21 protein-coding genes are annotated in these 23,936 nt (G+C 69.5%); 11 read left to right on the top strand and 10 right to left on the bottom strand.

Translation table 11 applies throughout. From position 1 onward, the window contains the following. Positions 1-44: 44 nt before the first annotated feature. Positions 45-800, bottom strand: a complete 756-nt coding sequence (locus G1H10_RS24670; RefSeq protein ID WP_163742972.1) for an MOSC domain-containing protein — start codon at positions 798-800, stop codon at positions 45-47. 194 nt (positions 801-994) lie between these two features. Here G1H10_RS24670 and G1H10_RS24665 point away from each other — a divergent pair, with 194 nt between their 5' ends. Then, positions 995-1,552 carry a methylated-DNA--[protein]-cysteine S-methyltransferase gene (locus tag G1H10_RS24665; protein ID WP_163742970.1) on the top strand — a complete coding sequence of 186 codons (558 nt, stop codon included), beginning with the start codon at positions 995-997 and terminating at the stop codon, positions 1,550-1,552. Between the two features lie 8 nt (positions 1,553-1,560). Here the strand turns inward: G1H10_RS24665 and G1H10_RS24660 are convergent, their stop codons facing one another. The 4 genes from G1H10_RS24660 to G1H10_RS24645 form a co-directional block, all read right to left on the bottom strand. After that, positions 1,561-2,160, bottom strand: coding sequence for an energy-coupling factor transporter transmembrane component T family protein (locus G1H10_RS24660; protein ID WP_216853625.1), 600 nt, complete (start codon positions 2,158-2,160; stop codon positions 1,561-1,563). 2 nt (positions 2,161-2,162) lie between these two features. Beyond that, the gene (locus tag G1H10_RS24655; protein ID WP_163742968.1) at positions 2,163-3,317 is read right to left on the bottom strand and encodes a thiolase family protein; all 1,155 of its coding nucleotides are present in this window, start codon (positions 3,315-3,317) and stop codon (positions 2,163-2,165) included. 97 nt (positions 3,318-3,414) lie between these two features. Continuing rightward, on the bottom strand, positions 3,415-4,926 hold the full coding sequence (locus G1H10_RS24650) for an AMP-binding protein (RefSeq protein ID WP_163742966.1): 1,512 nt from the start codon (positions 4,924-4,926) through the stop codon (positions 3,415-3,417). A gap of 1 nt (position 4,927) precedes the next feature. Next, positions 4,928-5,545 (bottom strand): biotin transporter BioY, encoded by a 618-nt coding sequence (locus tag G1H10_RS24645; protein ID WP_163742964.1) that lies wholly within the window; start codon positions 5,543-5,545, stop codon positions 4,928-4,930. Between the two features lie 649 nt (positions 5,546-6,194). Between G1H10_RS24645 and fdhA the strand changes: the two genes are divergently transcribed. Then, positions 6,195-7,412: a formaldehyde dehydrogenase, glutathione-independent gene (fdhA, locus tag G1H10_RS24640; RefSeq protein ID WP_163742962.1), complete on the top strand. Its 1,218-nt coding sequence runs from the start codon at positions 6,195-6,197 to the stop codon at positions 7,410-7,412. A 171-nt stretch (positions 7,413-7,583) separates the two neighbouring features. Here fdhA and G1H10_RS24635 read toward each other — a convergent pair whose 3' ends face one another. Together G1H10_RS24635 and G1H10_RS24630 are read right to left on the bottom strand one after the other, a co-directional pair. Next, positions 7,584-8,567, bottom strand: coding sequence for an SPFH domain-containing protein (locus G1H10_RS24635; protein ID WP_163742960.1), 984 nt, complete (start codon positions 8,565-8,567; stop codon positions 7,584-7,586). Beyond that, positions 8,555-9,001 carry an NfeD family protein gene (locus G1H10_RS24630; RefSeq protein WP_163742958.1) on the bottom strand — a complete coding sequence of 149 codons (447 nt, stop codon included), beginning with the start codon at positions 8,999-9,001 and terminating at the stop codon, positions 8,555-8,557. Before G1H10_RS24630 ends, G1H10_RS24635 begins: the two co-directional genes overlap by 13 nt. Before the next feature lie 171 nt (positions 9,002-9,172). On the opposite strand from G1H10_RS24630, the gene G1H10_RS24625 reads away from it, so the two are divergent. Beyond that, on the top strand, positions 9,173-9,844 hold the full coding sequence (locus G1H10_RS24625) for a GntR family transcriptional regulator (RefSeq protein ID WP_163742957.1): 672 nt from the start codon (positions 9,173-9,175) through the stop codon (positions 9,842-9,844). Between the two features lie 53 nt (positions 9,845-9,897). Here the strand turns inward: G1H10_RS24625 and G1H10_RS24620 are convergent, their stop codons facing one another. Genes G1H10_RS24620 through G1H10_RS24610 form a run of 3 tightly spaced genes read right to left on the bottom strand, consistent with a single transcriptional unit; the run spans position 9,898 to position 14,929 of the window. Next, positions 9,898-11,124, bottom strand: a complete 1,227-nt coding sequence (locus G1H10_RS24620; RefSeq protein ID WP_163742955.1) for a metal-dependent hydrolase family protein — start codon at positions 11,122-11,124, stop codon at positions 9,898-9,900. Further along, positions 11,121-12,857 carry a hydantoinase B/oxoprolinase family protein gene (locus tag G1H10_RS24615; protein ID WP_163742953.1) on the bottom strand — a complete coding sequence of 579 codons (1,737 nt, stop codon included), beginning with the start codon at positions 12,855-12,857 and terminating at the stop codon, positions 11,121-11,123. Before G1H10_RS24615 ends, G1H10_RS24620 begins: the two co-directional genes overlap by 4 nt. Next, positions 12,854-14,929, bottom strand: coding sequence for a hydantoinase/oxoprolinase family protein (locus G1H10_RS24610; protein ID WP_163742951.1), 2,076 nt, complete (start codon positions 14,927-14,929; stop codon positions 12,854-12,856). The genes G1H10_RS24615 and G1H10_RS24610 overlap by 4 nt, the downstream gene beginning before the upstream one ends. 197 nt (positions 14,930-15,126) lie before the next feature. Between G1H10_RS24610 and G1H10_RS24605 the strand changes: the two genes are divergently transcribed. The 8 genes from G1H10_RS24605 to G1H10_RS24570 are packed head-to-tail and all read left to right on the top strand — an operon-like array spanning position 15,127 to position 23,689. Continuing rightward, on the top strand, positions 15,127-16,149 hold the full coding sequence (locus G1H10_RS24605; protein WP_163742950.1) for a sugar ABC transporter substrate-binding protein: 1,023 nt from the start codon (positions 15,127-15,129) through the stop codon (positions 16,147-16,149). 14 nt (positions 16,150-16,163) lie between these two features. After that, positions 16,164-17,717, top strand: a complete 1,554-nt coding sequence (locus tag G1H10_RS24600) for a sugar ABC transporter ATP-binding protein (protein ID WP_163742948.1) — start codon at positions 16,164-16,166, stop codon at positions 17,715-17,717. Further along, complete coding sequence (locus G1H10_RS24595) at positions 17,714-18,703, top strand: ABC transporter permease (protein ID WP_216853624.1); 990 nt, start codon at positions 17,714-17,716, stop codon at positions 18,701-18,703. The genes G1H10_RS24600 and G1H10_RS24595 overlap by 4 nt, the downstream gene beginning before the upstream one ends. 2 nt (positions 18,704-18,705) lie before the next feature. Then, the gene (locus G1H10_RS24590) at positions 18,706-19,884 is read left to right on the top strand and encodes an NAD(P)/FAD-dependent oxidoreductase (RefSeq protein WP_163742946.1); all 1,179 of its coding nucleotides are present in this window, start codon (positions 18,706-18,708) and stop codon (positions 19,882-19,884) included. 2 nt (positions 19,885-19,886) lie between these two features. Continuing rightward, on the top strand, positions 19,887-20,255 hold the full coding sequence (locus G1H10_RS24585; protein WP_163742945.1) for a (2Fe-2S)-binding protein: 369 nt from the start codon (positions 19,887-19,889) through the stop codon (positions 20,253-20,255). Further along, the gene (locus G1H10_RS24580; RefSeq protein ID WP_163742943.1) at positions 20,248-21,708 is read left to right on the top strand and encodes an NAD(P)/FAD-dependent oxidoreductase; all 1,461 of its coding nucleotides are present in this window, start codon (positions 20,248-20,250) and stop codon (positions 21,706-21,708) included. The genes G1H10_RS24585 and G1H10_RS24580 overlap by 8 nt, the downstream gene beginning before the upstream one ends. Positions 21,709-21,759: 51 nt before the next feature. Beyond that, positions 21,760-22,677, top strand: a complete 918-nt coding sequence (locus tag G1H10_RS24575) for a dihydrodipicolinate synthase family protein (protein WP_163742941.1) — start codon at positions 21,760-21,762, stop codon at positions 22,675-22,677. A 10-nt stretch (positions 22,678-22,687) separates the two neighbouring features. Continuing rightward, a complete protein-coding gene (locus G1H10_RS24570; RefSeq protein WP_163742939.1) occupies positions 22,688-23,689 on the top strand; it encodes a proline racemase family protein in 1,002 nt (333 codons plus the stop codon). The last annotated feature ends 247 nt before the right edge of the window (positions 23,690-23,936 follow it).

Genomic DNA, 23,936 nt, shown 5'->3' with positions numbered 1-23,936 from the left:
AACCGTGGGCCGTGCCGTGCTATGACCGTTCTACCTGTTGACGATCACGGGAGTAGGCGGACCGGGTCACCGGTGACGAGCCGGCCGGGCCGGTCCACATCGCCGCTGACGCCGAAGAAGATGTCCGTGCCTTCGAGCCGATCACCGGCCAGCGCCTTGAGCACCGCGGCGTCCCGGCCGCCCGCCGCCGGCAGCGCGTTCACGACGGCGCACCGCGGCAGCCGCTCGTCGACGGTGACCACGGCCGAGCCGAGCCGCAGCCGCGAACCCACCCAGGTGTCCTCGATGAACGGCGGTGCGTCGCCGGTGTCGACCACGACGGTCGGGCGGAAGCGGGCGCCGTCGTCGTGTGGCCGGCCGAGCCGGCGAGCCAGTTCCACCAGCGACGACGTGGACACGACCGAAACGGATCCCGCCCATACCACCGCGCCGGGGTCCGGGACGCGACACAGCACGACGGGACGCCGGACGTACTCGCTCAGCAGCGGCGACCACGGCCCGTCGGCGGTGACCAGCTTGATCTCGCGCTCCCAGTAGAAGCCGGTCATCGCGGCCCCGTCGACCACCTCCCCGGTGGCCTCGCCCACCGGCGTGCGGATGGTGAGCACCGGCGGTTCCCATGCCGCATGGCAGGCCATGAGCAGGTCGTTCTCCACCGTACGGAGCACCCGCCCGGTGTCCGCCTCGACCAGGCAGAACACCCGGTCGTACGGCGGCCCGTCGGCGTTCACGTCCAGACGCTCCAGCGGGGTGTGTGCCATCCCTTTCACCGGCGTCAGCCCAAGCCTCGCGATATGCACCGCCCGCAGTGTACGCCAGTGGCGGAAGAGCCCTGCGGCGTTCCCCGTTCCTCCGGCAGCTGCGCAGAAGTATCGACCTTGTCCATGCCATGACGTGGACGACGTCGACACATTCAGGGGTCGACACGTGCGCAGGGCGGCGGGTGAGCACCGTGCCGGGCGCGATGTCGGTGCCGGCGGGCAGAATGTGCGGTATGGAAGCCGATGATGTCGCCGTCGCCGGGCTCGACACCCCGGTCGGGGCGCTCAGTGTCGCCGTGACCAGCGTCGGCGTCGCATCCGTGGGCTGGGGCATGCCCGAACGGCTGGCCGGCCGTGCCGGGCTGCCCGTCGTCGACGACGCCGAGCGCGTCGCCCCCGTCGTGGATCAGCTCGTCGAGTACTTCGACGGCGCGCGACGTGTCTTCGAGGTACCGGTGGACTGGCGCTACACCTCCGGCACGCAGCGAACCGTCCTGGAGGCCTTGCATGCCGGAGTGCCGTACGGAACATCGGTGACCTACGGGCAGCTGGCGGAACGCAGCGGCACCACGGTGCCCGCCCGTGGCATCGGCTCCATCATGGGTTCCAACCCCATCCCGGTCATCGTCCCCTGTCACCGCGTCCTGGCCCACGACGGTCTGGGCGGTTACAGCGGCGGCGCGGGGATCGAGATCAAGCGGTGGTTGCTCGCCCTCGAAGGTGTGCTGCCACCCACCCTGGACTTCAGCCCGGACACCTGGGATACCGCCCCGGTGCCGCGGTCGGGCTGACCGCGCCGTCAGTCGTCCATCCCCCGGGCCTGCAGCGCCTCCCCCAACGTGTCCGCGTACCGGAGCACGCCGACGACGAGCGGCACGGCGAAGGCACGGATGCTGCGTTCCTGGCCACGCGCCCGCTGCGCGTCCCGCACCTGCCCGGCGATGGACGCGACGACGGGGATGCTCCGGATCGCCAGCGACATCATCAGCGCGACCCGGGCCGGATCCACGCCGACGCGCCGCAGCGGCGCCAGCCCGCGTTCCATCGCCGCCATCAGCTCGGTGGTCCGGGTCGTCAGGGTCACCAGCCCGGCCAGCGCGACCGCCAACACGATCCGCGCGGTCAACGAGGTGGCCGTCACCCAATCGGTGATCAGCAGCTGCACGGCCAGGATCACCAGCACGAACCAGCGCAGCGGCCGGATCTGGCTCCACGCCTCCCGGGGACGGATGCGGCCGATGCCGTACAGCACCGCGACCGCCGCCACTGCGACGCCGACGGCCTGCGGCGTGCGCACCCACAGCAGCCCGATACAGGCCACCGCCAGCGCCGACACCTTCGCCCCCGGCGGCACGCGGTGCAGCGGCGAACTCCGTGCGACATACGCCCCGGTCAGCACCGTCAGCGCACCACTTCGACGAGGGCGGCCACGCCCATCCCGCCGCCGACGGCCGCGGTGGCCAGTCCCAGCGTCCCGGCCGGCGCGCCGCCGCGTACCAACCGGCTGAACAGGCGGACGACGCAGACGGCGCCGGTCGCACCCCACGGGTGCCCCAGCGCGATCGCGCCGCCGTCCGGGCAGACCCTGGCCGCATCGCCGCCGAGCGGGTCCAGCCCGAGCGCGTCGGTCACGGCCAGTACCTGCCCGGCGAACGCCTCCACGATCTCGACGACGGCCACGTCGTCCATTTTCGCCCCGGCTTGGTGGAGGACGCGCTGCACCGCCGGAACGGGCCCCCACCCGGGCAGCCGCGGATCGCAGCCCACTGTCGCCCCGGCGACGACCCGCAGCCCGGGCCGACCTTCGCGCAGCTCATCGGCGACGACGCCCACCGCCGCCGCACCGTCGCTCACCGGGCACGAGTTGCCCGCGGTGACCGTGCCGCCGGGCACGAAGGCAGCAGGCATCCTCGCCAACACCGACTCCCGCAGCGCCCGTGGGCGGTCGTCGGCGCCGAGCTCGGTCAGCGGCACCAGCTCCGCATCGAACCGGCCGGCCCGCTGCGCCGCCAGCGCCCTGGCGTGGCTCGCCGCGGCGTAGGCGTCCTGCCGGTCTCGGGACACGTGGCGCGCCGCCGCCAGCGCCTCCGCGGCCTCGCCCATCTCCGGGTCGCCGAACTCCGCCGGGGTGAACGGCGCCCGGGCATACGGGACCGGCTCGCCCGCACCCTCGAGCGAGCGGTGCGCGCGGATCGGCGCGGTGGAGGCGCTCTCCGCGCCTCCGGCGAGCACCAGTCGCGCATCGCCGGACACCACGGCTTGTGCGGCCTGCACGACGGCGGCCAGTCCGCTTCCGCATTGCCGGTCGACGGTGACACCCGGGACCTCCTCGCCCAACCCGGCGGCGAGCGCGCTCACCCGGGCGATGTTCCCGCCGGGTCCCATGCAGTTGCCCAGCACCACATCGTCGACCGGGGCCGCGGCGCGTTCGCCGATGTCGTCCGCCACGGCGCGCAGCACGTGAGCGGCCAACCGGTCGACGGTGACCACACCCAGCGCGCGACCCGCCGTACCGACGGGCGTGCGTCGCGCCGCGACGACGACGGCGGCCGTCACCGCGGCACACGTCCCGGACGGTCACCCACGATCGAGCATGCATAGTGGTCACGATCACGACCGAAAAGCATGCTCGTCGGGAAGCGCACGGTCACGTTCATCTCAACGGCCTGACGTCGAGTGTCCCAGAGACCACGCCGGCGCTGATCGCCGCACGAGCCGGCTTGCCGATGGCGGTGCGTGGAATCCGCTCGACGGCGAACCAGCGGCGCGGGCGCTGAGCGGTCGTCAGCTCGCGGCGGGCCACCGCTTCCAGCGTCGCCCTGGTGACCGGCGGCGGCTCGTCGTCGATGCTGCTGCCGGCTTGCCGCCCGTCGTCGTCCGCGGTGCTGCCGACCGGCCGCGCGTCGTCGATCTCGATCAGGGCCGTGACGACGGCACCGAGGTGCTCGTGCGGCGTCCCGACCACAACCGCGCCCCGAACTCCAGGTACGGCGGCCAGCACCGCCTCCACATCCTCCGGGACGACGGTCGCACCGCCGGTCAAGATCGCGCCGTCACCGCGCCCACGCAGCCGCAACCGCCCATGATCATGAACACTTACCGTGCTATATGAACGGTTACTGTTCATGATCATGGGCGGGGGGCGTTCGGCGAGGTCTCCGACGGTCGCCCAGCCGGCGCCGTCTCGCCGGAACGGGCCGGTGGCGCCGGCCAGGTAACCCTCGGCCATCCACGGCGACCGGACCCACACCTCACCCAACGCCGCGTCGTCGCCGGCAGGACGGAGTTCGATCTCCACCTGATCGAACGGGCGGAGACCGGAACCGTCGGCATCCACCGCCACAAAGGAGAGCTCGACGGCCCCGTAGTAGGCGATCACGTCGAGCCCCACCGCTCCCGCACGCTCGCGCAGGCCCGACGCCAGCGCGGCACCACTGACCATGGCGACCCGCGGCCGCGCACGCTCCTGCAGCCACGGCAGCATCGCCTCCAGCATGTGCGGCACGGCATGCACCACGTCCACGCCGGGCAGGAGTTCGCGCACGGCCCGTGGGCTCCACCGCCCGGTGACCACCACCTCGGCCCCCACCGCCAGCCCGTGCAGCACGGCGAAGCAGAACAGGGACGACACCAACGGACCGGGAACCAGGACGGTGTCCGTCTCGCTCAACCCGCTGAGCTTCTCCGCCGCGGCATACGAACCGGTCCACGAGGCCCGGGTGCGCACGATGGCGCGTGGCCGTCCGGTGCTACCCGAGCTGAACCCCGCCCAGGCCAGATCGTGTGGCCGTGGTTCCCATCGATGCGGGAACGCCGCACCCGCCGCCGACTCCGCGTCCTCCCTCGGCAGCTCTCGCACATGGTGGTCAGGAGCGACGGTCTCCAGCACGGCGCCCCGCTGCTCCGCGGACCATGCCGGATCACAGACCAGTGGGATCGCACCGACGGTGTCCACGGCCAGCATGGTGGTCAGCATCTCACCCGGCTCGGCGGCGTCGACCGCGACCAGCTCGCCCGGTCGCGCACCGCGCCGCCACAGTCTCCCCGCCGCGACGTCGATCTCCGCGGCGAGCTCGCCATACGTGCAGACACCGTGCGGCGATCGCAGGGCCGGCCGATGCGGCCGAGCCATGGCGTGCGCACGGACGTGTGCGGCAACCGGCACGTCAACCTCCCCGGTTCGACAGCCGTTCGCGACGGGCCGCCGGCGACGCGTCCGGGTAAGCCCGCTGCGCGCCGACGACGACAGCGGCCGCGGCGACGGACTTCAGCGTGTCCCCGGGCACGAAGGCCAGCGACAGCGCGATCGTCTCGCCCAGCGGGACGCCGGTCACCAGCGACTGGATCGGCACGCCGATCACCAGGATCAGCGCCGATCCGATCAGGCACGCCGGCAGCACCCAGGCCACCCCCGGACGGCGGCCGCCACGTTCCACCAGCCATCCGACGACGAGCGCACCCACGACCCAGCCCACCAGGTATCCGACGGACGGACCGGCGAACACGCCGAGACCGCCGCGGCCACCGGCCAGCAGCGGCAACCCGGCCGCGACCAGGGCCAGCAGCATCAGCACACTGAGCGCACCGCGCCACGCTCCGAGGATCGCACCCGCCAGCACAACCCCCAGCGTCTGCAGCGTGATCGGCACCGAGTTTCCGAAGACGTGAAACTGGCCCGGCAGTCCGAGCACCGCGATCAACGCGGCGAACACGGCGATCCTGGCCATGTCCGCGGCGGGCAACCGTCGCCGCGGCCGAGACATGCGGGGGTCAGACGGGGTCATCGGCGTCTCCTCCAGATCGGTCGGTCAGAGTCATGAAGCCTGCCGACCTCGTTGTCCGACGGCTCGCCGCTCCTCGCGCACGGGGCGCTCACCGCAGCCGTCGCGCTCGGAAACGCAACGCCCACATTCACACGATGACGGAACGCGGGCGCGAACGCAGCGGTGATACGCACCAGCGCGGCGCGCTCAAGGTTGGCGGGCTTCCACAAACGACCGGCGGTTGGGACGTGACCATCCGGTGGTGGGCACGTAACCATCCGGTGGTGGGCGCCCGGCCGTCCGGTGGTGGGCACATGACGGCACGGGAGCCGGCGCGTTCTTAACAGATCGTTCAGCACCACCCGATTGACGGCCGTACCCAGCGGACATAACGTCGAAGAAGTTCCACGATGGGACCTCTTCCACCCCCTCGAGGCCTAAGCAGGGCAGGGCCCGCGATGACGACGTCGCCTCCGGGCAGGGTCCGCACTGACTGGATCACTGCCGCGGCATCACGCATCCGCAGACGACAACGGCCACCTCCGCTCTTGCATCCGCAAGGAGGTGGTGCGTAGCGGATCGCCTCAACCCTCGGGCCGAACCACGACCCCACCCCACCCCAAGTCCCACCGCACGGGCACGCAGCCGTTCAATGGAGAGGAGCATCGCTGTGCCTGCAAACAGAGCAGTCATCTATCGAGGTCCCGGCCATGTCGAGGTAGAGGATGTCGACTACCCGACGTTCGAGCTGAAGGACGGTCCGGGAGTCAATCCGGACAACGTGGGACGCCAGCTGCCGCACGGCGCCATCCTCAAGGTCGTCGCGACCAACATCTGCGGCAGCGATCAGCACATGGTCCGTGGCCGCACCACCGCCCCGGAGGGACTCGCGCTCGGCCACGAGATCACCGGCGAGGTCGTCGAGACCGGCCGCGATGTCGAGTACATCAAGACCGGCGACCTGGTGTCGGTGCCGTTCAACATCGCCTGCGGGCGGTGTCGCAACTGTAAGGAGGGCAAGACCGGTATCTGCCTGAACGTCAACCCGGACCGGCCGGGATCCGCCTACGGCTACGTCGACATGGGCGGCTGGGTGGGCGGCCAGGCCGAGTACGCGATGGTGCCGTATGCGGACTGGAATCTGCTGCGCTTCCCCGACCGCGATCAGGCGATGGCGAAGATCGTCGACCTGGCGATGCTGTCGGATATCTTCCCGACCGGCTTCCACGGCGCGGTGACCGCGGGTGTCGAGCCCGGTTCGACCGTGTACATCGCCGGTGCCGGACCCGTCGGACTTGCCGCGGCCACGTCGGCGTTCCTGCTCGGCGCGGCCGTCGTCATCGTCGCAGATCTCAACACCGAGCGGCTGGAGCAGGCGCGCAGCTTCGGCTGCGAGACCATCGACGTCTCCAAGGGCGAGCCGGCGGACCAGATCGAGCAATTGCTCGGCATCCCGGTGGTGGACTGCGCGGTCGACGCCGTCGGCTTCGAGGCCCGCGGCCACGGCGACAACGCTCAGGAAGAACGCCCGGCGACAGTGCTGAACACGGTGATGGGCGTCACCCGCGCCGGCGGCAAGGTCGGCATCCCCGGGCTGTACGTGACCGGAGATCCGGGCGCGGCCGACGAGGCGGCCAAACACGGCTCGTTGTCGCTGGAGTTCGGGCTCGGCTGGGCGAAGTCGCTGGCCTTCACCACCGGACAGTGCCCGGTGATGCGCTACAACCGGCAGCTGATGATGGCGATCCTGCATGACCGGGTGAACATCGCGAAGAACGTGAACGCCACGGTCCTGCCGCTGGCCGAGGCGCCGCAAGGCTACTCGGACTTCGACCGCGGCGCCGCGCACAAGTATGTGCTGGATCCGCATGGCATGATCCAGCGCTGATCGCGGCGCGCAGCGTCAGCAACGCCGGTCAGGCCGTCCTCCGCCCTACCAGCGGAGGACGGCCTGGTCACAGCCGGTCGCGGGTGTGTCCGGCACGTGGCCGGCGCGTGTCCGCTTCACTTGCTGCTGGGGGCGCCGACCGCGGCGACAGGTGACGTTCTGGCCACCGCGTCAGGCACCGTTGCCGGACGCGCCGGGCTGCTCGAGCCGCTGCGTCTCCGTCAGCGTCGGCGGCTCTGGCTCAGGCGCGGCCGTCGGCGCCGGCTCACCAGCGCGGCCGCCGAGGTTGGAGGCGTCGGCGTTCTCTCCCGAGCCGCTGTCGCCCTTGTCCGTGAATGCCTTGGACACGCTCTGCAGCGCGGTGGTGACCTCGCTGGGGATGACCCAGAACGTGTTCCCCTCACCTTTGGCCAGCTCCGGAAGAACCTGCAGGTACTGATACGCCAGCAGCTTCGGGTCCGGGTCGTTGCGGTGGATGGCTCCGAAGACGGTGTCGATCGCCTTGGCCTGCCCGTCGGCGCGGAGGATCGCCGCCTGCTTGTCGCCCTCGGCTGTCAGGATGCGCGACTGCCGAGCGCCTTCGGCGGTGAGGATGGCGGCGCGCTTCTCCCGCTCGGCGCGCATCTGCTTCTCCATCGAGTCCTTGATCGACGGCGGCGGATCGATCGCCTTGAGCTCGACGCGGTTGACGCGGATGCCCCACTTGCCTGACGCCTCGTCGAGCACCACACGGAGTGTGGAGTTGATGTGCTCGCGCGAGGTCAACGTCTTCTCCAGGTCCATGCTGCCGATGACATTCCGCAGCGTGGTGACGGTGAGCTGCTCGATCGCCTGGATGTAGTCGGCGATCTCATAGGCCGCCGCCTTCGGGTCGGTCACCTGGAAGTACAGCACTGTGTCGATGTTGACGACGAGGTTATCCTCGGTGATCACGGCGCGCGGCTCGAACGACACCACCTGCTCCCGCAGGTCGATCAGCGGCCGCGGCCGGTCGATGAACGGAATCACCACGTTGAGGCCGGGCTCCAAGGTGCGGAGGTAGCGGCCCAGCCGCTCGACGTTGCTGGCCCTGGCCTGCGGGACGATACGAACCGTCCGTACCACCAGCACCACGGCGAGCAGCGCAACGACAAGACCGACGATCAACTCGGCCATGGGTCCTCCTGGGGATGGACGAGCGCGGTCGCGCCCTCGATGGCGAACACATCCACGGTGGCTCCCACGGGAATGGTGCGGTGCGGGTCGTAGGCGCGTGCCGTCCATTCCTCGCCGCCGATCCGGACCAGCCCCGAGTTCTTGCTCACCTCGACCAGCACTTCGGCCTCGCGGCCGACGAGCGCGGCGGTGCCGGACTGTACGACCGGCGCGCTGGTGAGGTGCCGGCGCGCAATCGGGCGCACGACCGCGAGCATCACCGTGGCAGCGGCGGCGAAGGCGAGCAGCTGGAAGCCGAGTCCCAGGCCCACCGCAGCCACTCCAGCCGCCACCAGGGCAGCGCAGGCGAGCAGCAGGAGGTCGAGTGTGGCGGTCAAGAGCTCAGCGGTGCCGAGCGCCCCTGCGATGATCAACCACACGATCCAGGCCTGCATAAGCCTCACCGCTTCACGGGAGCCGTGCTTATCTTTGACGGTACTCCGCCATACAGGCCAAGCGCCATAGTAATATGGCATATACTACTTGTGGTATCCGGTGAAGACGGCGCCGCTGGATACTCCGGGCAGACTCTCAGGTCCCGGCCGTCGAGACTCGAGGAGCGTGCGGTGAGTCAACCGTCGTCCATCCGACGAATCAAGCACGCCTCGAGCCTGCGTGCGGAGGTGGAGCGCGCCCTATCCGCCGCGATCGTCTCCGGCGAGCTCGAGCCCGGGGCGCTAGTCTCGGTCCCGACGCTCGCGGCACAGTTCGCGGTCTCCGCGACACCCGTCCGGGAGGCCATGCTCGATCTGGAGAAGCGCGGTTTCGTGGAGCCGGTCCGGAACAAGGGATTCCGGGTGACCCACGTCGGCGAGGATGACCTGCGACAGGTGGTACAGGTACGCCGGTGGCTGGAGGTGCCGGCGATCGGCATCGTCGCACGCAGCTTCCCGGCCGACCGGATCGACCACTACCGGGAGCTGGCCGATCGGATCGTGACGGCGGCCGCCGCGGCGGACTTCCCTGAGTACCTCGCCGCCGACACCGACTTTCACCTCGCGCTCATGGAGCTCACCAGGAACGGCCGGCTGGTCGACATCGTCGCCGATCTGCGCCGCCAGACTCGACTCGTGGGGCTGGCTGACATGAAGAACACGGTCGAGCTCAAACACTCCGCCCAAGAACACCACGCCCTGCTGGATCTGCTCGTCGAGGGCCGGGCCGACGACGCCGAGGCGCTGATGCACCAGCACATCGGCCACATCCTCGGCTGGTGGGCCGGCCGCACCGAGAACTGACCCCCATGATCATGAACACTAGCCGTTCACATAACACGGGTTAGTGTTCATGATCATGGGATGATGGATCCGGCTTGGATGACGGTGCGGGGCCGGGTCTCGTCCCAGAGCACGGCAGGGTCCGCGGTCGGGTCGCCGTCCAACAGGACCAGGTCCCCGGCGCAGCCTTCCGCGATTCGGCCGAGGTCATCTCGATTCAGCAGGTCAGCGTTGACCGATGTCAGCGAGCGCAGGACGTCGAGTACCGGCTCCACCTCCAGCTGGAGTCGGATGCCGTGCAACTGCTCATCGGCCAGCGGCCCCATCAGATCGGTACCGAACCCGATCCGCACCCCGGCTGCGCGCGCGATCTCGATGGCGCGCTGCCCGGCCGTCAGCACCTCGGCATTCTTCGCCCGGGACACCGGATGCAGGTTCACGTCGTCGCCGCGCCGGTTCATCGCGTCGTAGGTCGCCAGGGTCGGCACCAAGAAGGCGGAATGCTCGGCCATCAGCCGGGCGGCGTCGGCGTCGAGCAGGTTGCCGTGCTCGATCGAGCGCACGCCGTTGGTCACCGAGTGCACGATCGCCTCGGCCGAGTAGGCGTGCGCCGCCACGTAGCTGCCCCGCCGGGTGGATTCGTCGGCAGCGGCTGCGACCTCCTCGGCGGAGAACTGCGGCACCCGGATCGGGTCGGTCAGCGAGATGACGCCACCCGACGCCATGATCTTGATCGCATGGGCGCCGGTCCGGAACCGCTCGCGGACGGCCCGGCGCACCGCGTCGACGCCGTCGACGATCTCGTTCATGTGCCCGTGGCCGAAGCAGACGTCCACGTCGGGCGAGCGCGGATCGCCGTGGCCGCCGGTCTGGCTCAACGCCGGGCCGGTGTAGAGGTAGCGCGGCGCGGCCAGCAGTCCCTCCTCGATCGCACGGGCCAGCCCGATGTCGCCGCCGGCCACATCCCGGACGGTCGTGAACCCACGGTTCAGCGCGCCACCGAGCCGGGCTGAGGCCATCAGGCTGACGTAGCTGAGCGGCCGGGTCTCCAGCTCCAGGCCACCCATCGCGGACGCGTACGCGTGGAAGTGCGCGTCGATCATGCCGGGGATCAGCGTGCGCCCGCGGGCGTCGACGACGCGTTCCGCCTTGCTCACGCCGGACGCCCCTACCTCACGGATGACACCATCCGCGATGCGGACGTCCGCCTCCTCCAGGCGGTCCGACACGCCGTCAAAGACCAGTGCGTTGACGACGGCCAGATCGCCGCTGGGGCGATCCGCCACTCTCGGCCCCGTCATGGCGCGCTCACTGGCCGATGATCGCGGGAGTTGCGGAGGGCGGTGGTGGCGGTGGTGTCGACGGTCCAGCTCCCAGCGTCGATCACCACACCGTACTCGGCGGCAGCGGCCTCGACGCTCACGTAGCCGTTGACCACGTCGGCCAGTACCCGCTCCGGATCCCGGGCCAGCGGGTCGCCGTACCCGCCTCCCCCACCGGTGATGTTCGCCAGCACATCTCCCGCGGCGAGATGGTTGTAACTTCCGCCCTGCACCACCTCCCGCTCCGTTCCGGGATTGAGCACGATCCGCGCCGACGCCCCCGGCCGACCACCCGCGATCGGCCACGGCGCCGACCGAGTCTTGTACACCAGGCATATGCCCGTGGATTCGGAGGTAAACCGATAGACGCGGCTCACCCCTACGCCACCACGGTGCCGACCGGCGCCGCCGCTGTCCGGTACGTAACCATAGGACTCGATGACCATCGGGGACTTCGTCTCCAACACCTCCACCGGGTTGTTCCGGCAGCCGGGTTCGGACAGATGCATGATGCCGTCCTCCCCATCGCCGCCGGCATGCCCGCCGAAGCCGACCGCCTCGTTCGTCGCCTCCAGCCAGGCGTCGCCGGTTCTCGGGTTGACGCCCAACCCCATCATCGACGAGACGTCCCCGCCGGAGCAGGCGGGGACCAGCTCCGGCATCCCCTGCGCCAGCGCCTTGAGCACGACTTCACCGGCCAGCAGTCCAGTCCACAGCGTGAACGTGGGCATCGGAGGCTCGGCGTGCATGACCGACCCGGGCACGGTCACCACCCGCAATGGTCGGAAATTGCCCGCCACCACCGGCGTGTCCGGTGTGGTCATCGCCTTGAAGATCAGGCTGCACAGCGCGTGAGTCTGGCCCAGCGGAAGGTTGATCGGGCCCCGGACCCCGGTCTCGCTCCCGGTCCAGTCGACCACCATCTCCTCATCGGTGACGGTCACCGTCGCACGCAACCGGATCGGCCGGTCAAGGTCGACTCCGTCACTGTCGACGATGTCCTCGGCGCTCCACATCCCGCGGGGCAGCCTGGCCAGCGCCAGCCGGGCAAGCCGCTCTCCGTGGTCATTGATCGCCGCCATCGCGCTGGACAGTTTCCCGGCACCGTACGTGGCCGCGATGCCGGACATGCGGCGGACCCCGGTGACGCAGGCCGATACCTGTGCCTGGATGTCGCCGATCGTCCGCTCCGGCATCCGGCTGTTGAACCGGATGATGTTGAACACGTCGTCGTCCTGCACCCCCTCCCGGTACAGGCGGGTGACCGGGAAGACCAGCCCTTCGGAGTACATGTCGGTCGAGTCGAGCACGTACCCAGGGTTCTTCTGCTTCAGGTCGAGCACGTGGATGCGGCAGGAGGCGAATCCGATCAGCTCGCCCTCGTGATGCACCGGCGCAAACACGAGCGGGTCGAGCGTGTGCGCCGATGCCCAGTACGGATAGTTCAGGATGTACACGTCGCCGGGGCGCATCCGCTCCCGGCCGAGGAACTCGATCGACTTCTTCACGCCGTGGTCGTTGGCGCGGGTGAAGACCGCGATGCCCGGCGCGTCCGCGACGACGTCACCGTCCGCGTCGTGCAGCCCGATCCCGTAGTCGTGAATCTCGTAGACGACCGTGTTGTACGCGGTCCGGCACAGATTACGGGCCATCTCCTCCGCGCCCGCGAGCAGCGCGTGCCGGATGACTTCGGTGGTGATCGCGTCGCTCATCGGTTCTCCTCGTCGTCTCGCGGGTGCCTGTCCGATCGCGCGCCGCCGACCGAGATCACCAGTTCTCCGAACTCGCCGACCCGCAGGCGATCGGCCGCATGGATCACCGTGGTCGCCGTGTGTTCGGCGATGATGGCCGGCCCATCGACCGTGTCCCCGCTGGTCAGATCCTCACGCACGTACAGCTGGTACGTCGTTGGCCGGTCGCCGGACGTGTGCACCGTACGCTCACCTCTCGGCTCGGGCGCGCCGGAGTCGCGCGGCCGGTACCGGGGCAGCTCCGGTTTGTCGACGGCGCCGACGGCACGCAGTCGCAGCGTGGTGAGCTCGACGGGATCTCCCATCGTGTGCCCGTACAGCCGCTCGTGCAGGACGGCGAATTCCTTCTCGATCGCGGCCGCCGGGTCGGTCGCGTCGACCGGGAACGGCACCGTGACCGCGTGCTCCTGGCCCTGATAGCGGGCGTCGACGCTCCGATGCATCTGTCGCCGCTCGGGCGGGAATCCGTCGTCGCCCAGCAACTCGTGCGCCTCCGCCTCCATCTCGGCGAACGAGGTGGCGAAGAACGGCGCGCCGACGCCAGCCAGCGGCACCACCGAGGTACGGGAGACGTCGTGTTGGACGTCGGCCATGAGCATGCCGAGCGCGGAGAACGCGCCCTGCCCGGGAGGGACGATGACCGTGGGGATGCCCAGCTCGCGGGCGACGTCGAGTGCGACCAGGCCACCACCGCCGCCGAACGTCAGCAGTGCGAAATCCTTTGGGTCACGGCCCAGTTCGACGGTGATCGCCCGCACGGCACCGGTGATCTTCGTGGTGGAGATCCGGACCACACCGCGGGCGAGCTCGGTGGTGGTCAGTCCGAGCCGATCGGCGACGCCGGACAGCGCGGCGCCGGCGCGCTGCAGGTCCAAGGTGAGGTCCCCGCCGAGCGGCGTGTCGGCACCGAGATAGCCGAGAACCGCCGCCGCGTCGGTGAACGTCGGCTGCTCGCCGCCTCGGCCGTACGCGGCCGGTCCGGGGACGGCACCGGCGCTCTGCGGTCCTACTTGCAGCGCACCAGCCTCGTCCAGCCACGCGATAGACCCTCCACCGGCCCCGATGGTGTGGATGTACAGCGACGGCGTGTTGATCGGCAACCCTTCGAACTCGGTGCCCTGGTACATCACTGGTTCGCCGTCGATCACCAGCGATGCGTCCAGGCTCGTCCCGCCCATGTCGATGGTGATCAGGTTGGGGACGTTCAGCAGCCGGGAGAGCGCGGCCGCACCGATCACACCGCCGGCCGGACCGGAGAGGATGAGGTTCACCGGCTGCTCTCGCGCGGACTCGGCGGTCATCGCACCACCGCCGGAGCGGGACATCAGAAACCGGCCGCCGAACCGGTCATCGTCGAGGCGGTTCTCCAGCTCGGTGAGGTAACCGCGGACGGTCGGTTTGATGTAGGCGTCGAGCACTGCCGTGCTGGTCCGCTCGTACTCCCGGTACTCGCGGGAGAGCTGATGCGACAGGGTGACCTCGACGTCCGGCGCGAGCTCCGCCAACACGCGGCCCATGAGCATTTCGTGTTCCGGGTTGGCGTAGGAATGCAGGAACGCCACCGCGACCGCTTGGTAGCCACGCTCGGCGATCACCTGGGCGACACGGCGTGCGTCGTCGTCGTCGAACGGAACCGCGACGCTCCCGTCGAAGCAACACCGCTCGCGCACCTCGAACGTGTCCTTCCGTTGGAGCAGGCCCGGCGGCTTGCTATAGGTGATGTCGTAATTGGTCCGGCGGTCCGTCCGGCCAAGCAGATAGACGTCCCGGAACCCGGCGGTGGCGACGACAGCGGTACGAGCGCCGGTCCTGGTGAGCAGCGCGTTCAGTCCGAGCGTCGTGCCGTGATTGAACATCGCCACGTCGGCCGGATCCGCCTGGGCCCTGCCGAACGCGTCGAGCACGCCTCGCGTGGGAGCGTCCGGCGTGGTGGTCACCTTCTCGAACCGGATCTCTCCTGTCGAGGGGATGAGCTTGACCACGTCGGTAAAGGTTCCGCCGACGTCGACGGCGATCCTGGCATCATGCGCCATCTCCCCTGCCCGTCCTTTCGTCCATAGCGTTGTCACACACCTTGGGCATATGTAATATGTCACACCTTACAAAGCCAGCGCGACGTCGAGCTTCTGTCGGCACCCGGACACGTTGCAGCATTCCTAGAGACATTTGACATGTGACATATTACTCTCTCATCATCATGTGATCGTCCTCACTCATCGCGGAGGTCAGAATGAACCGGCGAGTCCTCGCTATCCGCACCAGTGCCGTCGTCGCTATCAGTGCGGTCGCCCTGACGAGTTGCTCCGAGGCGGGAGGCGGTTCCGACAGCGATGGAGGTTATCGCGTCGCCGTTCTCGCCGCCTCCAGCCAGAACGGTTACAACCAGGCCGTCTACCAGGGTGTCGAGGAAGCCGTAGCGGAGACGGGCGCCGACGTCGACCTGCAGCTGCTCGACGGCCAGTTCGACGCCAACACGCAACTGTCGCAGTTGCAGAACACCACCACCTCCGGCGACTACGACGGCGTGATCGTCGTTCCCAATGACGGACCCGGCTTGGCCGCGGCGTTCCCGTTGGCTCAGGAGATCCCAGTCGTCACCGTGCTGAACCCGATCGGCCCGGATATCGAGGAGATGGAGCCACAGGTGGAGGGCGTCGTCTCGACCGTCGCCGTCCCGCCGTCCGAAGCCGCCGCCAAGCAGGCCGAAGGCGTCGCCGAGTACTGCGCGGACAAAGACCCGTGCAAAGCAGTACTGCTCGTCGGGCAGCTGAACGCGCCACTGGACGTCGCTCGTCGCGATGCTTACCAGGGCGTGCTGGAGCAGCACGACAACGTCGAAATCGTCGCCACGGTCGAGGGCAACTACGACCGCGACCAGTCGCTCACGGCGATCACCAACGTACTCCAGGCCAACCGCGACATCGACGCCATCCTCTCCAACGCCGACCAGCAGACCTCGGGCGCGCAGGTTGCCCTGCAGAACGCCGGGATCGAGCCGTCGAGCATTTACCTCACCGGCGGCGGTGGCACCAAGGACGCGGTCACCGCGGTCCGGGAGGGCACCTGGAAGGCCGACTACATCAACTTCCCGGTCAGCATGGGCAAGGCCGCCTTCGAGCAGCTGCACAACGCCCTCACCGGCGAGGACGTCGAGTCCTGGGTGGACGCCGACGCCGTCGGCGACGTCGAGCCGTACGCCACCAAGGAGACTCTCGACGAGGCTCCCGACTTCGGCGGCGAGTGGAACGGCTAGTGCGGGGGACCGGTATGGGCACCGTCCACGGCAGCGGATCCGTGGAGGGCGGCGCGCCACTCGTCGAAGTCCGCGGCGTGAGCAAGCGATTCGGCGGGACGCAGGCGCTGGACGACGTCAGCGTCTCCCTCGCGCCCGGCGAGGTTCACGCGTTCGTCGGCGAGAACGGTGCAGGCAAGTCCACCCTCGGAAAGGTCGTAGCCGGACTGTACTCTGCGGACTCCGGCCGGCTTCTGGTCGGCGGTCGGGAGGTTCAGCGGTGGGATCCGCTGCGCGCTCAGCAGGCCGGCGTAGCCATGATCGCCCAGGAACTGTCGCTCGTCCCCGAGCTGACGGTCGCGGAGAACGTCTTTCTGGGCGTGGAGGAACATCGGCTCGGGATACTCCGCGGCACGCTCGCGGCACGATTCGCTCGTCTGGAAGACGAGGTCGGCTTCGGCCTGCCGCCGCGGGCCCGTGTGCGTGAGTTACGCCTTGCCGACCAGCAGAAGGTCGAGATCATGCGCTCGCTCGCCCGCGACGCCCGCGTGATCGTGATGGACGAGCCGACCTCGTCGCTGACCACGCACGAGACGCAACGGCTGCACCGCCTCATCCAGCACCTGAAAGCCCAGGACCGCACCATCGTGTACGTCTCGCATTTCCTCGATGCGGTCTTCGAGGTGAGCGACACCATATCGATCATGCGCGACGGCCGCCTCGTCCGCTCTGCACCGGCGATGCAGGAGACAAAACGGAGCGTCGTGGAAGGCATGCTCGGCCGCCGGCTGGACGCGACGTTCCCACCGCGTCCTGCAACGGTGAGTGCTGAGGTGGCGCCGATCCTGCAGGTGAGCGACCTCGCGAGCGAGCGCGGTGCGCGCGGGGCGTCGCTGGCCGTGCGTCCCGGCGAGATCGTCGGGCTACTCGGCTTGGTCGGCAGCGGGCGCACCGAGATCGCCCGCGCGATCTTCGGCGCGGACCGTGTCACCGGTGGCGACGTCTGTTTCGACGGCGAGCGGATCACCGGGAAGCGGCCACGCGACGCGATCTCCCGCGGGATGGTCTTCGTGCCGGAGGACCGCCATCACCAGGGTCTCGTCCTGGATCGATCGGTCAAGGAGAACGTGTCGCTCGCCTTCCTCGATCGGTTCAGCCGACACGGCATCATCGCCACCCGAGACGAGCGGCACGCCGTCACGGATATGGTCCAGTCGCTGCAGATGCGCCCGCCCGCGATCGACCTGCCGGTCGCTGGGTTCTCCGGCGGTAACCAGCAGAAGGCTCTGCTGTCCAAATGGCTCATCGGACAACCACGGTTGGTGATCCTGGACGAGCCCACCCGCGGCGTCGATATCGGCGCCAAGTTCACCATCTATGAGGCGATCACCGCTCTGGCTCGGCGCGGCGTAGCCGTGCTGTTGATCTCGAGCGAGCACGAAGAGGTACTCAACCTCAGCCACCGCGCCTACCTGGTCATCGACGGGCGGACGCGGGGCGAGGTCGACCCGTCCAGTACACCGGCCGATGAGGTGCTGTTTCAGCTCTTCTCGGTCGCCGACACGACACTGAAGGAGCAGCCGGCATGACGACTGACCTGGCGAGCGCGGATGCCATGCCGGCCCACACCACACCGGCCGCCACTCGTGCGCTCTTCTTCGTCCGCGACTATGCGGTTCTGATCCTGCTGGTGATCCTGCTCGTCGTGCTGGCGATGGCGTCACCGTCGTTCTTCACCTTCGCAAACCTGATGAACATCGCGAACCAGAATGTGCCGCTCGCGATGATCGCGGCAGCCGGGACGTTCGTCATCGTCTCCGGCAACTTCGACCTCTCCACTGGGGCGATGTTCGCCGTCGGCAGCGTCTCCGCCGCAGCCATCGCGGACGGCACCGGCAATCCGTGGCTCGGGTTGCTGGCCGCACCCGTCATCTGCGTCGCGCTCGGCCTGGTCAACGGTGTCGCGGTGACCACCCTGAGAGTCCACTCCTTCCTCGCCACCTTGGCCACAAGTCTGGTCTTCAGCGCCATCGCGGTCATGGTCACCGGTGGCTCGCTGATCACCGTCACGGTCGACGGATTCACCGACCTGGGACGGCTGCGCGTCGGTGGTGTCTTCATCGCCGTCATCGTGCTGGCCACGTTCGTCGCTGTGCTGTGGTTTACGCTGCAGCGGACGCTGTTCGGCCGGCACGTCTTCGCCGTCGGCGGCAACGCGGACGCCGCGGAGCTCTCCGGCATCAGAGTCGCCAAGGTCCGCATCTGCGTCTTCATGCTCAGCGGTCTCGCGGCGGGGCTGGCGGCGGCCATCGCCGTGTCCCGGATCTCATCAGGGCAGCCACAGGCCGGGCTGGGCATGGAGCTGGAGGCGATCGCCGCGATCATTCTCGGTGGGACAAGTATCTACGGAGGCGTCGGCGCGGTCTGGCGGTCCATCTCTGGTGTGTACCTGATCGCGCTGATCGGCAACGGATTCGACATCATGAGTGTGAATCCGCAGCTGAAGGATCTCGTGACCGGCGTCATCATCCTCGCCGCCGTCGCGCTTGCGGCCGTCGGAAACCGGAGGCGCTAGCCATGGACGTCATCGTCATCGGAGCCGGCATCGTCGGGGCGGCCGTCGCACGCAGCCTCGCCCGGGCCGGTGTCGGCGTGACGGTCGTCGAGCGCAACGCCGCCGCCTCCGGCACATCGTCGTCGGGTGAAGGCAACGTCCTCGTCTCGGACAAAGAACCGGGGCCGGAGCTGGTGTTGGCGCGGTACTCGTCGCGGTTGTGGCCGATGATCGCCCGGGAGCTGGCCGTGGAGCTTGGCCCGACCTTCCCGTCCATCGAGTTCGACCGGAAGGGCGGCGTCGTCGTCGCCACCACCGACGCCGGGGCCGAGCCGCTGCTCGAGTTCGCCGCGAAGCAGAACGAGGTCGGCGTCGACGCCCGCCCCGTCGAGCTCGACGAAGCGCTGCGGCTGGAACCGGACCTGACCCGCAAGGCCACCGCCGCCGTTCACTATCCCGAGGACGCCCAGGTCCAGCCGGCCGCTGCCACCGAGGCACTGCTGGCTTCGGCCCGCGCGGCAGGGGTCAAGGTCATCGAAGGCGCCGAAGCCACCGGCGGCATCCGGTCCGATGGAGGGCGCCTGACCGGGATCGTCACCACCGCGGGTGAGCTGCGCGCCGACGCAGTCGTGGTCGCCGCCGGGCCGTGGTCCGGCGAGGTGACCGCCAGGCTCGACGCGCCCCTGCCGGTCCGGCCGCGCCGAGGCATGGTCCTGGTGACGAGCCGGATGCCACACCGGATCTTCCACAAGGTCTACGACGGCGACTACGTCGGCGCGGTCGGCTCCGACGACGCCGCACTGCAGACCTCCACCGTGGTGGAGAGCACGGCGGCCGGCACGGTGCTCATCGGCTCGTCCCGCGAGCACGTCGGGTTCGACTCCCGGCTGCGGGTGGCGGCGCTCCGCGAGATCGCGGCGAAGGCCACCGCACTCTTCCCGTTTCTGGCCGACATACCCGTGATGCGCAGCTACGGTGGATTCCGTCCGTTCGTCCCGGATCACGTGCCGGTGATCGGCCCCGACCATCGGCTGCGCGGACTGTGGCACGCCACGGGTCACGAGGGCGCCGGCATCGGTCTCTCGGTGGCGACCGGGGAGCTCCTGCGCGATCTCATGCTCGGACACGAGCCGCAGATCGATCCCGCACCGTTCTCCGCCGCCCGTCCGAGCCTGGCACCCCATCTCGAGGAGGTGGCTTAGCCATGCCACCACGTTCCGTGCCACCCGCCGATGACCCGATTCGGCCGGATCCGTCGAGCGCGGTCCACGTCACCGTCGACGGCGTGTCCCGAACCGGACGAGCCGGGCAGACGATCGCCGGCATCCTGCTGACCTCCGGCGAACTGTCCTGGCGGCGCACGTCCCAGAAGAACGCGCCACGTGGCGTCTTCTGCGGCATCGGTGTCTGCTTCGACTGCGTCGTGACGGTGAACGGTCAACGTGATGTCCGCGCCTGCCAGCGACGGGCCGCCGACGGCGATGTCGTCGACACCCAACACGATGCACTACCCGCGCACCCGGCCGATCCGACATCCCGGCTTTCCGCCGACGGAGGTGGTGGCGATGGCTGACGTGCTCGTCATCGGCGCCGGACCAGCCGGGCTCGCGGCGGCACGTGCGGCGCGCACCCAGGGAGCGCTGGTCACGCTGCTCGACGCAGCCGACGATGTCGGCGGCCAGTACTGGCGGCACCTGCCGGATAATCGCTCGTCCGAGCGGGAACGCGTTCTTCACCATGGCTGGGCAGCGTTCACCGAACTCCGCCGTGCGCTCGACCGCGACGACCATTGCAGGGTCCTGCGCAGCGCCCAGGTGTGGGCGATCGAGGAAACCGACGCGGCACGGCGGAAAGAAGCCCCTCCCGCTCAGCAGGCTAGTGAGGGCGAGCTACGACGAACCACGGTGCACATCTTGGTCGGGCCGGCCGACGGCGCCGCACGAGAACGGCTGACGCTGAAGCCGGATGCGATCGTCGTCGCGACCGGCGCGCATGACCGGACCCTGCCGTTTCCGGGCTGGGAGCTGCCCGGGGTCTTCACCGCGGGTGCCGCCCAGGCGCTGGCCAAGGGCGAGCGGGTGGCCGTCGGCGAACGGGTCGTGGTCGCCGGTGCCGGACCGTTCCTGCTGCCGGTCGCCGCGTCTCTGGTTCAGACCGGGTCGGCGGTGGTCGGCGTGTACGAGGCGTCCCGGTCGCGCACCCTGGCGTCCGGCTGGCTGCCACGGCCGTGGCTGCTGGCCAGAGCTGGAAAGAAAGGGGTCGAGCTGGCCGGGTATGTCGTGCGGCAGGTGCGGCACCGGATCCCGTACCGCACCGGCACAGCCGTGGTCCGTGCACACGGAACCGACAGGGTCACGGCGGTGACCATCGCGTCGGTGGATGAGCAGTGGCGACCGGTCCGCGGAACCGAGCGGCGCGTCGCCGCCGACGCCGTCTGCGTCAGCCACGCGTTCACGCCTCGCCTCGAGCTTGCCCTCGCAGCCGGATGCGAGCTGGACGACGCCGGGTTCGTCGCCGTGGATGCGGACCAGCGCACCAGCGTGCGGGACGTCTACGCAGCCGGTGAGATCACCGGCATCGGCGGTGTCGAGCTGGCGCTGGCCGAGGGGACGATCGCCGGTCATTGCGCCGCAGGCGGCTCCGCGACCGACGACGTGTTGCGCCGACCACTGCGGGCTCGTTCCATCTACCAGGAGTTCGCACAGCGCATGCACGCCGCGCACAGCGTACGACCCGGCTGGACCGGGTGGCTCACGGACGACACCGTGGTCTGCCGCTGCGAGGAGGTGAACTGCGGCGCCCTGCGCGCCGCAGCGGCCGCCACCGAGTCGTCGAGCCTGCGCTCGCTGAAACTCTCCACCCGCGCTGGCCTCGGCATCTGCCAGGGCCGGATCTGCGGGCGGACCGTCGAGAAGCTGCTGGCCGACGCAGGTCCGCACGGCCGGCTGCGGGACGATGCGCGATTCGACCGCCGGCCGATCGCCTTCCCGTTGCGGCTGGGCGAGCTCGCCACCGACGATCAGTAACTCCACCGACGATCGCCTCACACAGATTGATCACGAAGCGAAAGGACTCCCGTGACTACCACCTCGTACGACCCCCGCGGCGTCACCGTCGCCACCACGCTCGCGTTCAAGGAGGATTCCAGCGAGAGCAGCGGGCTGGCCGTCGATTACGACCGCTTCGCCGCGCACTGTACGTGGCTGGTCGAGAACGGCTGCCACGGCATCGGCCCGAACGGTTCCCTCGGCGAGTACTCGTCGCTCACCGACGACGAGCGACGGAAGGTCGTCCAGACCGCCGTGCAGGCCGTCGGCGGACGCGCCTCCGTCATCGCCGGTGTGCACGCGCCCGGGTGGCATCAGGCTCAGCGATGGGCGGAATACGCAGGCGAAGACGGAGCAGACGCGATCCTGCTGCTGCCACCGACCCTGTACCGGGCCAACGACGACGAGGTGATCGAGCACTACGCCCGGGTGGCCGAGGTTGGGCTGCCGATCATGGCCTACAACAACCCGATCGACACCAAGATCGACCTGTCCCCGGAGACGCTGGCCCGGCTGGCCGAGATTCCGGAGGTGGTCGCGGTCAAAGAGTTCTCCTGCGACGTCCGGCGGGTCCTGGAGATCCAGGAACGTTGCGACATCGCCGTCGTCGCCGGGGCGGACGACGTGCTGTTCGAGTCGCTCGTCGACGGTGCGGTGGGTTGGTTCGCCGGGTTCCCGAACGCCTTCCCGGGGGAGTCCGTCGAGATCTACGATCTGGTCATGGCCGGAAAGTTCGCCGACGCCCGGGAGCTCTACCGCAACCTGGTGGCCGTCTTCCGGTGGGACACGCGCACCGAGTTCGTCCAGGCGATCAAGCTGGTGATCGACATCGGCGGGCACAGCTACGGCGGCCCCACCCGCCCGCCGCGCGGACCGCTCAGCCGCGAGCACGAGGTCGGCGTCCGTGCCGACGCGGCCCGGGCGATCGAGTACCTGGCCAGCCGGTAGGGGCCGCACCATGCGCTCGTCCAGGCTCTACACCGCAGTCGACTCGCACACCGAGGGGATGCCGACGCGCGTCGTCACCGGCGGCGTCGGCGAGATCCCCGGCGCCACCATGAACGACAAGCGGTTGCACTTCATCGAGCACCTCGACCACGTCCGGCAACTGCTGATGAACGAACCGCGCGGCCACGCGGCCATGAGCGGGGCGATCCTGCAGCAGCCGACCCGGCCGGACGCGGACTGGGGCGTCGTGTACATCGAGGTGTCCGGATGCCTGCCGATGTGCGGGCACGGGACGATCGGCGTGGCGACCGTGCTGGTGGAGACCGGCATGGTGGAGGTGACCGAGCCGGTGACGACTATCCGGCTGGATACCCCGGCCGGGCTCGTCGTCGCCCGGGTCGACGTCAGCGACGGGCACGCCGACTCGGTCACCATCGAGAACGTGCCGTCCTACGCGGAGCGGCTGGACGAAACCGTCGACGTGCCGGGGCTCGGGGCGGTGCCGTACAGCCTGGCGTTCGGCGGGAACTTCTACGCGATGGTGGAGCTGGAAAAGGTCGGACTGCCGTTCGAGCGGTCGCGGCAGCAGGACATCCTGCGTGCTGGGCTGGCCATCATGGATGCGCTCAACCAGCAGGCGCCGCCGCACCACCCGGAGATCGCCGGGGTGGACCACTGCCACCACGTCGAGTTCATCGCTCCGGGGTCGACCGCGGAGCATTCGAGGCATGCGATGGCCATCCACCCGGGGTGGTTCGACCGCTCGCCGTGCGGCACCGGCACATCGGCCCGGATGGCAGAACTGTGGGCGCGGGGCGAACTGCCGCTGAATCGGGATTTCGTGAACGAGTCGTTCATCGGATCCCGGTTCATCGGCCGGCTGGTCAGTGAGACCACGGTCGCCGGACGTCCGGCCGTCGTGCCCACCATTACCGGGCGGGCGTGGGTGACCGGGATCGGCCAGTACATGCTGGACCCGGCCGATCCCTTCCCCACCGGCTTCGGGTTCTAAAGCTCTTCCCGTACCGGCGGCCACACTCCAGCTTCCGCGGCGGCCGCGGCCGGGCTGATGAAGACGAGTGTGGGGCGCCAGAGGCCACCAAACTCGTCTTCATCTTCCGTCGTGCGGCCCTCAAGATCCAACCCAAGCCAGGGTAGCCACCCGACGTGCCCCGGACCGTCGAAGATCAGGGGTTTTGGGGGGGGGGAACCCCCCAAAACAGGGGGGGTTGTGGGGGGGGTGCGCCCAAACCCCACCA

Origin of the sequence: Phytoactinopolyspora halotolerans (genome assembly GCF_010550675.1) — a bacterium.
Classification (GTDB): Bacteria; Actinomycetota; Actinomycetes; order Jiangellales; family Jiangellaceae; genus Phytoactinopolyspora; species Phytoactinopolyspora halotolerans.
Note: the sequence above shows the minus strand (reverse complement) of the source record. Positions and strands in the feature narration are given on the sequence as shown.

Excerpts from the sequence above, each read along its gene's own strand:
- G1H10_RS24665 (WP_163742970.1), top strand. The coding sequence starts at position 995 with ATGGAAGCCGATGATGTCGCCGTCGCCGGGCTCGACACCCCGGTCGGG.
- G1H10_RS24645 (WP_163742964.1), bottom strand. The coding sequence starts at position 5,545 with ATGACCCCGTCTGACCCCCGCATGTCTCGGCCGCGGCGACGGTTGCCC.
- G1H10_RS24635 (WP_163742960.1), bottom strand. The coding sequence starts at position 8,567 with ATGGCCGAGTTGATCGTCGGTCTTGTCGTTGCGCTGCTCGCCGTGGTG.
- G1H10_RS24630 (WP_163742958.1), bottom strand. The coding sequence starts at position 9,001 with ATGCAGGCCTGGATCGTGTGGTTGATCATCGCAGGGGCGCTCGGCACC.
- G1H10_RS24620 (WP_163742955.1), bottom strand. The coding sequence starts at position 11,124 with ATGACGGGGCCGAGAGTGGCGGATCGCCCCAGCGGCGATCTGGCCGTC.
- G1H10_RS24615 (WP_163742953.1), bottom strand. The coding sequence starts at position 12,857 with ATGAGCGACGCGATCACCACCGAAGTCATCCGGCACGCGCTGCTCGCG.
- G1H10_RS24610 (WP_163742951.1), bottom strand. The coding sequence starts at position 14,929 with ATGGCGCATGATGCCAGGATCGCCGTCGACGTCGGCGGAACCTTTACC.
- G1H10_RS24605 (WP_163742950.1), top strand. The coding sequence starts at position 15,127 with ATGAACCGGCGAGTCCTCGCTATCCGCACCAGTGCCGTCGTCGCTATC.
- G1H10_RS24600 (WP_163742948.1), top strand. The coding sequence starts at position 16,164 with ATGGGCACCGTCCACGGCAGCGGATCCGTGGAGGGCGGCGCGCCACTC.
- G1H10_RS24595 (WP_216853624.1), top strand. The coding sequence starts at position 17,714 with ATGACGACTGACCTGGCGAGCGCGGATGCCATGCCGGCCCACACCACA.
- G1H10_RS24590 (WP_163742946.1), top strand. The coding sequence starts at position 18,706 with ATGGACGTCATCGTCATCGGAGCCGGCATCGTCGGGGCGGCCGTCGCA.
- G1H10_RS24585 (WP_163742945.1), top strand. The coding sequence starts at position 19,887 with ATGCCACCACGTTCCGTGCCACCCGCCGATGACCCGATTCGGCCGGAT.
- G1H10_RS24580 (WP_163742943.1), top strand. The coding sequence starts at position 20,248 with ATGGCTGACGTGCTCGTCATCGGCGCCGGACCAGCCGGGCTCGCGGCG.
- G1H10_RS24570 (WP_163742939.1), top strand. The coding sequence starts at position 22,688 with ATGCGCTCGTCCAGGCTCTACACCGCAGTCGACTCGCACACCGAGGGG.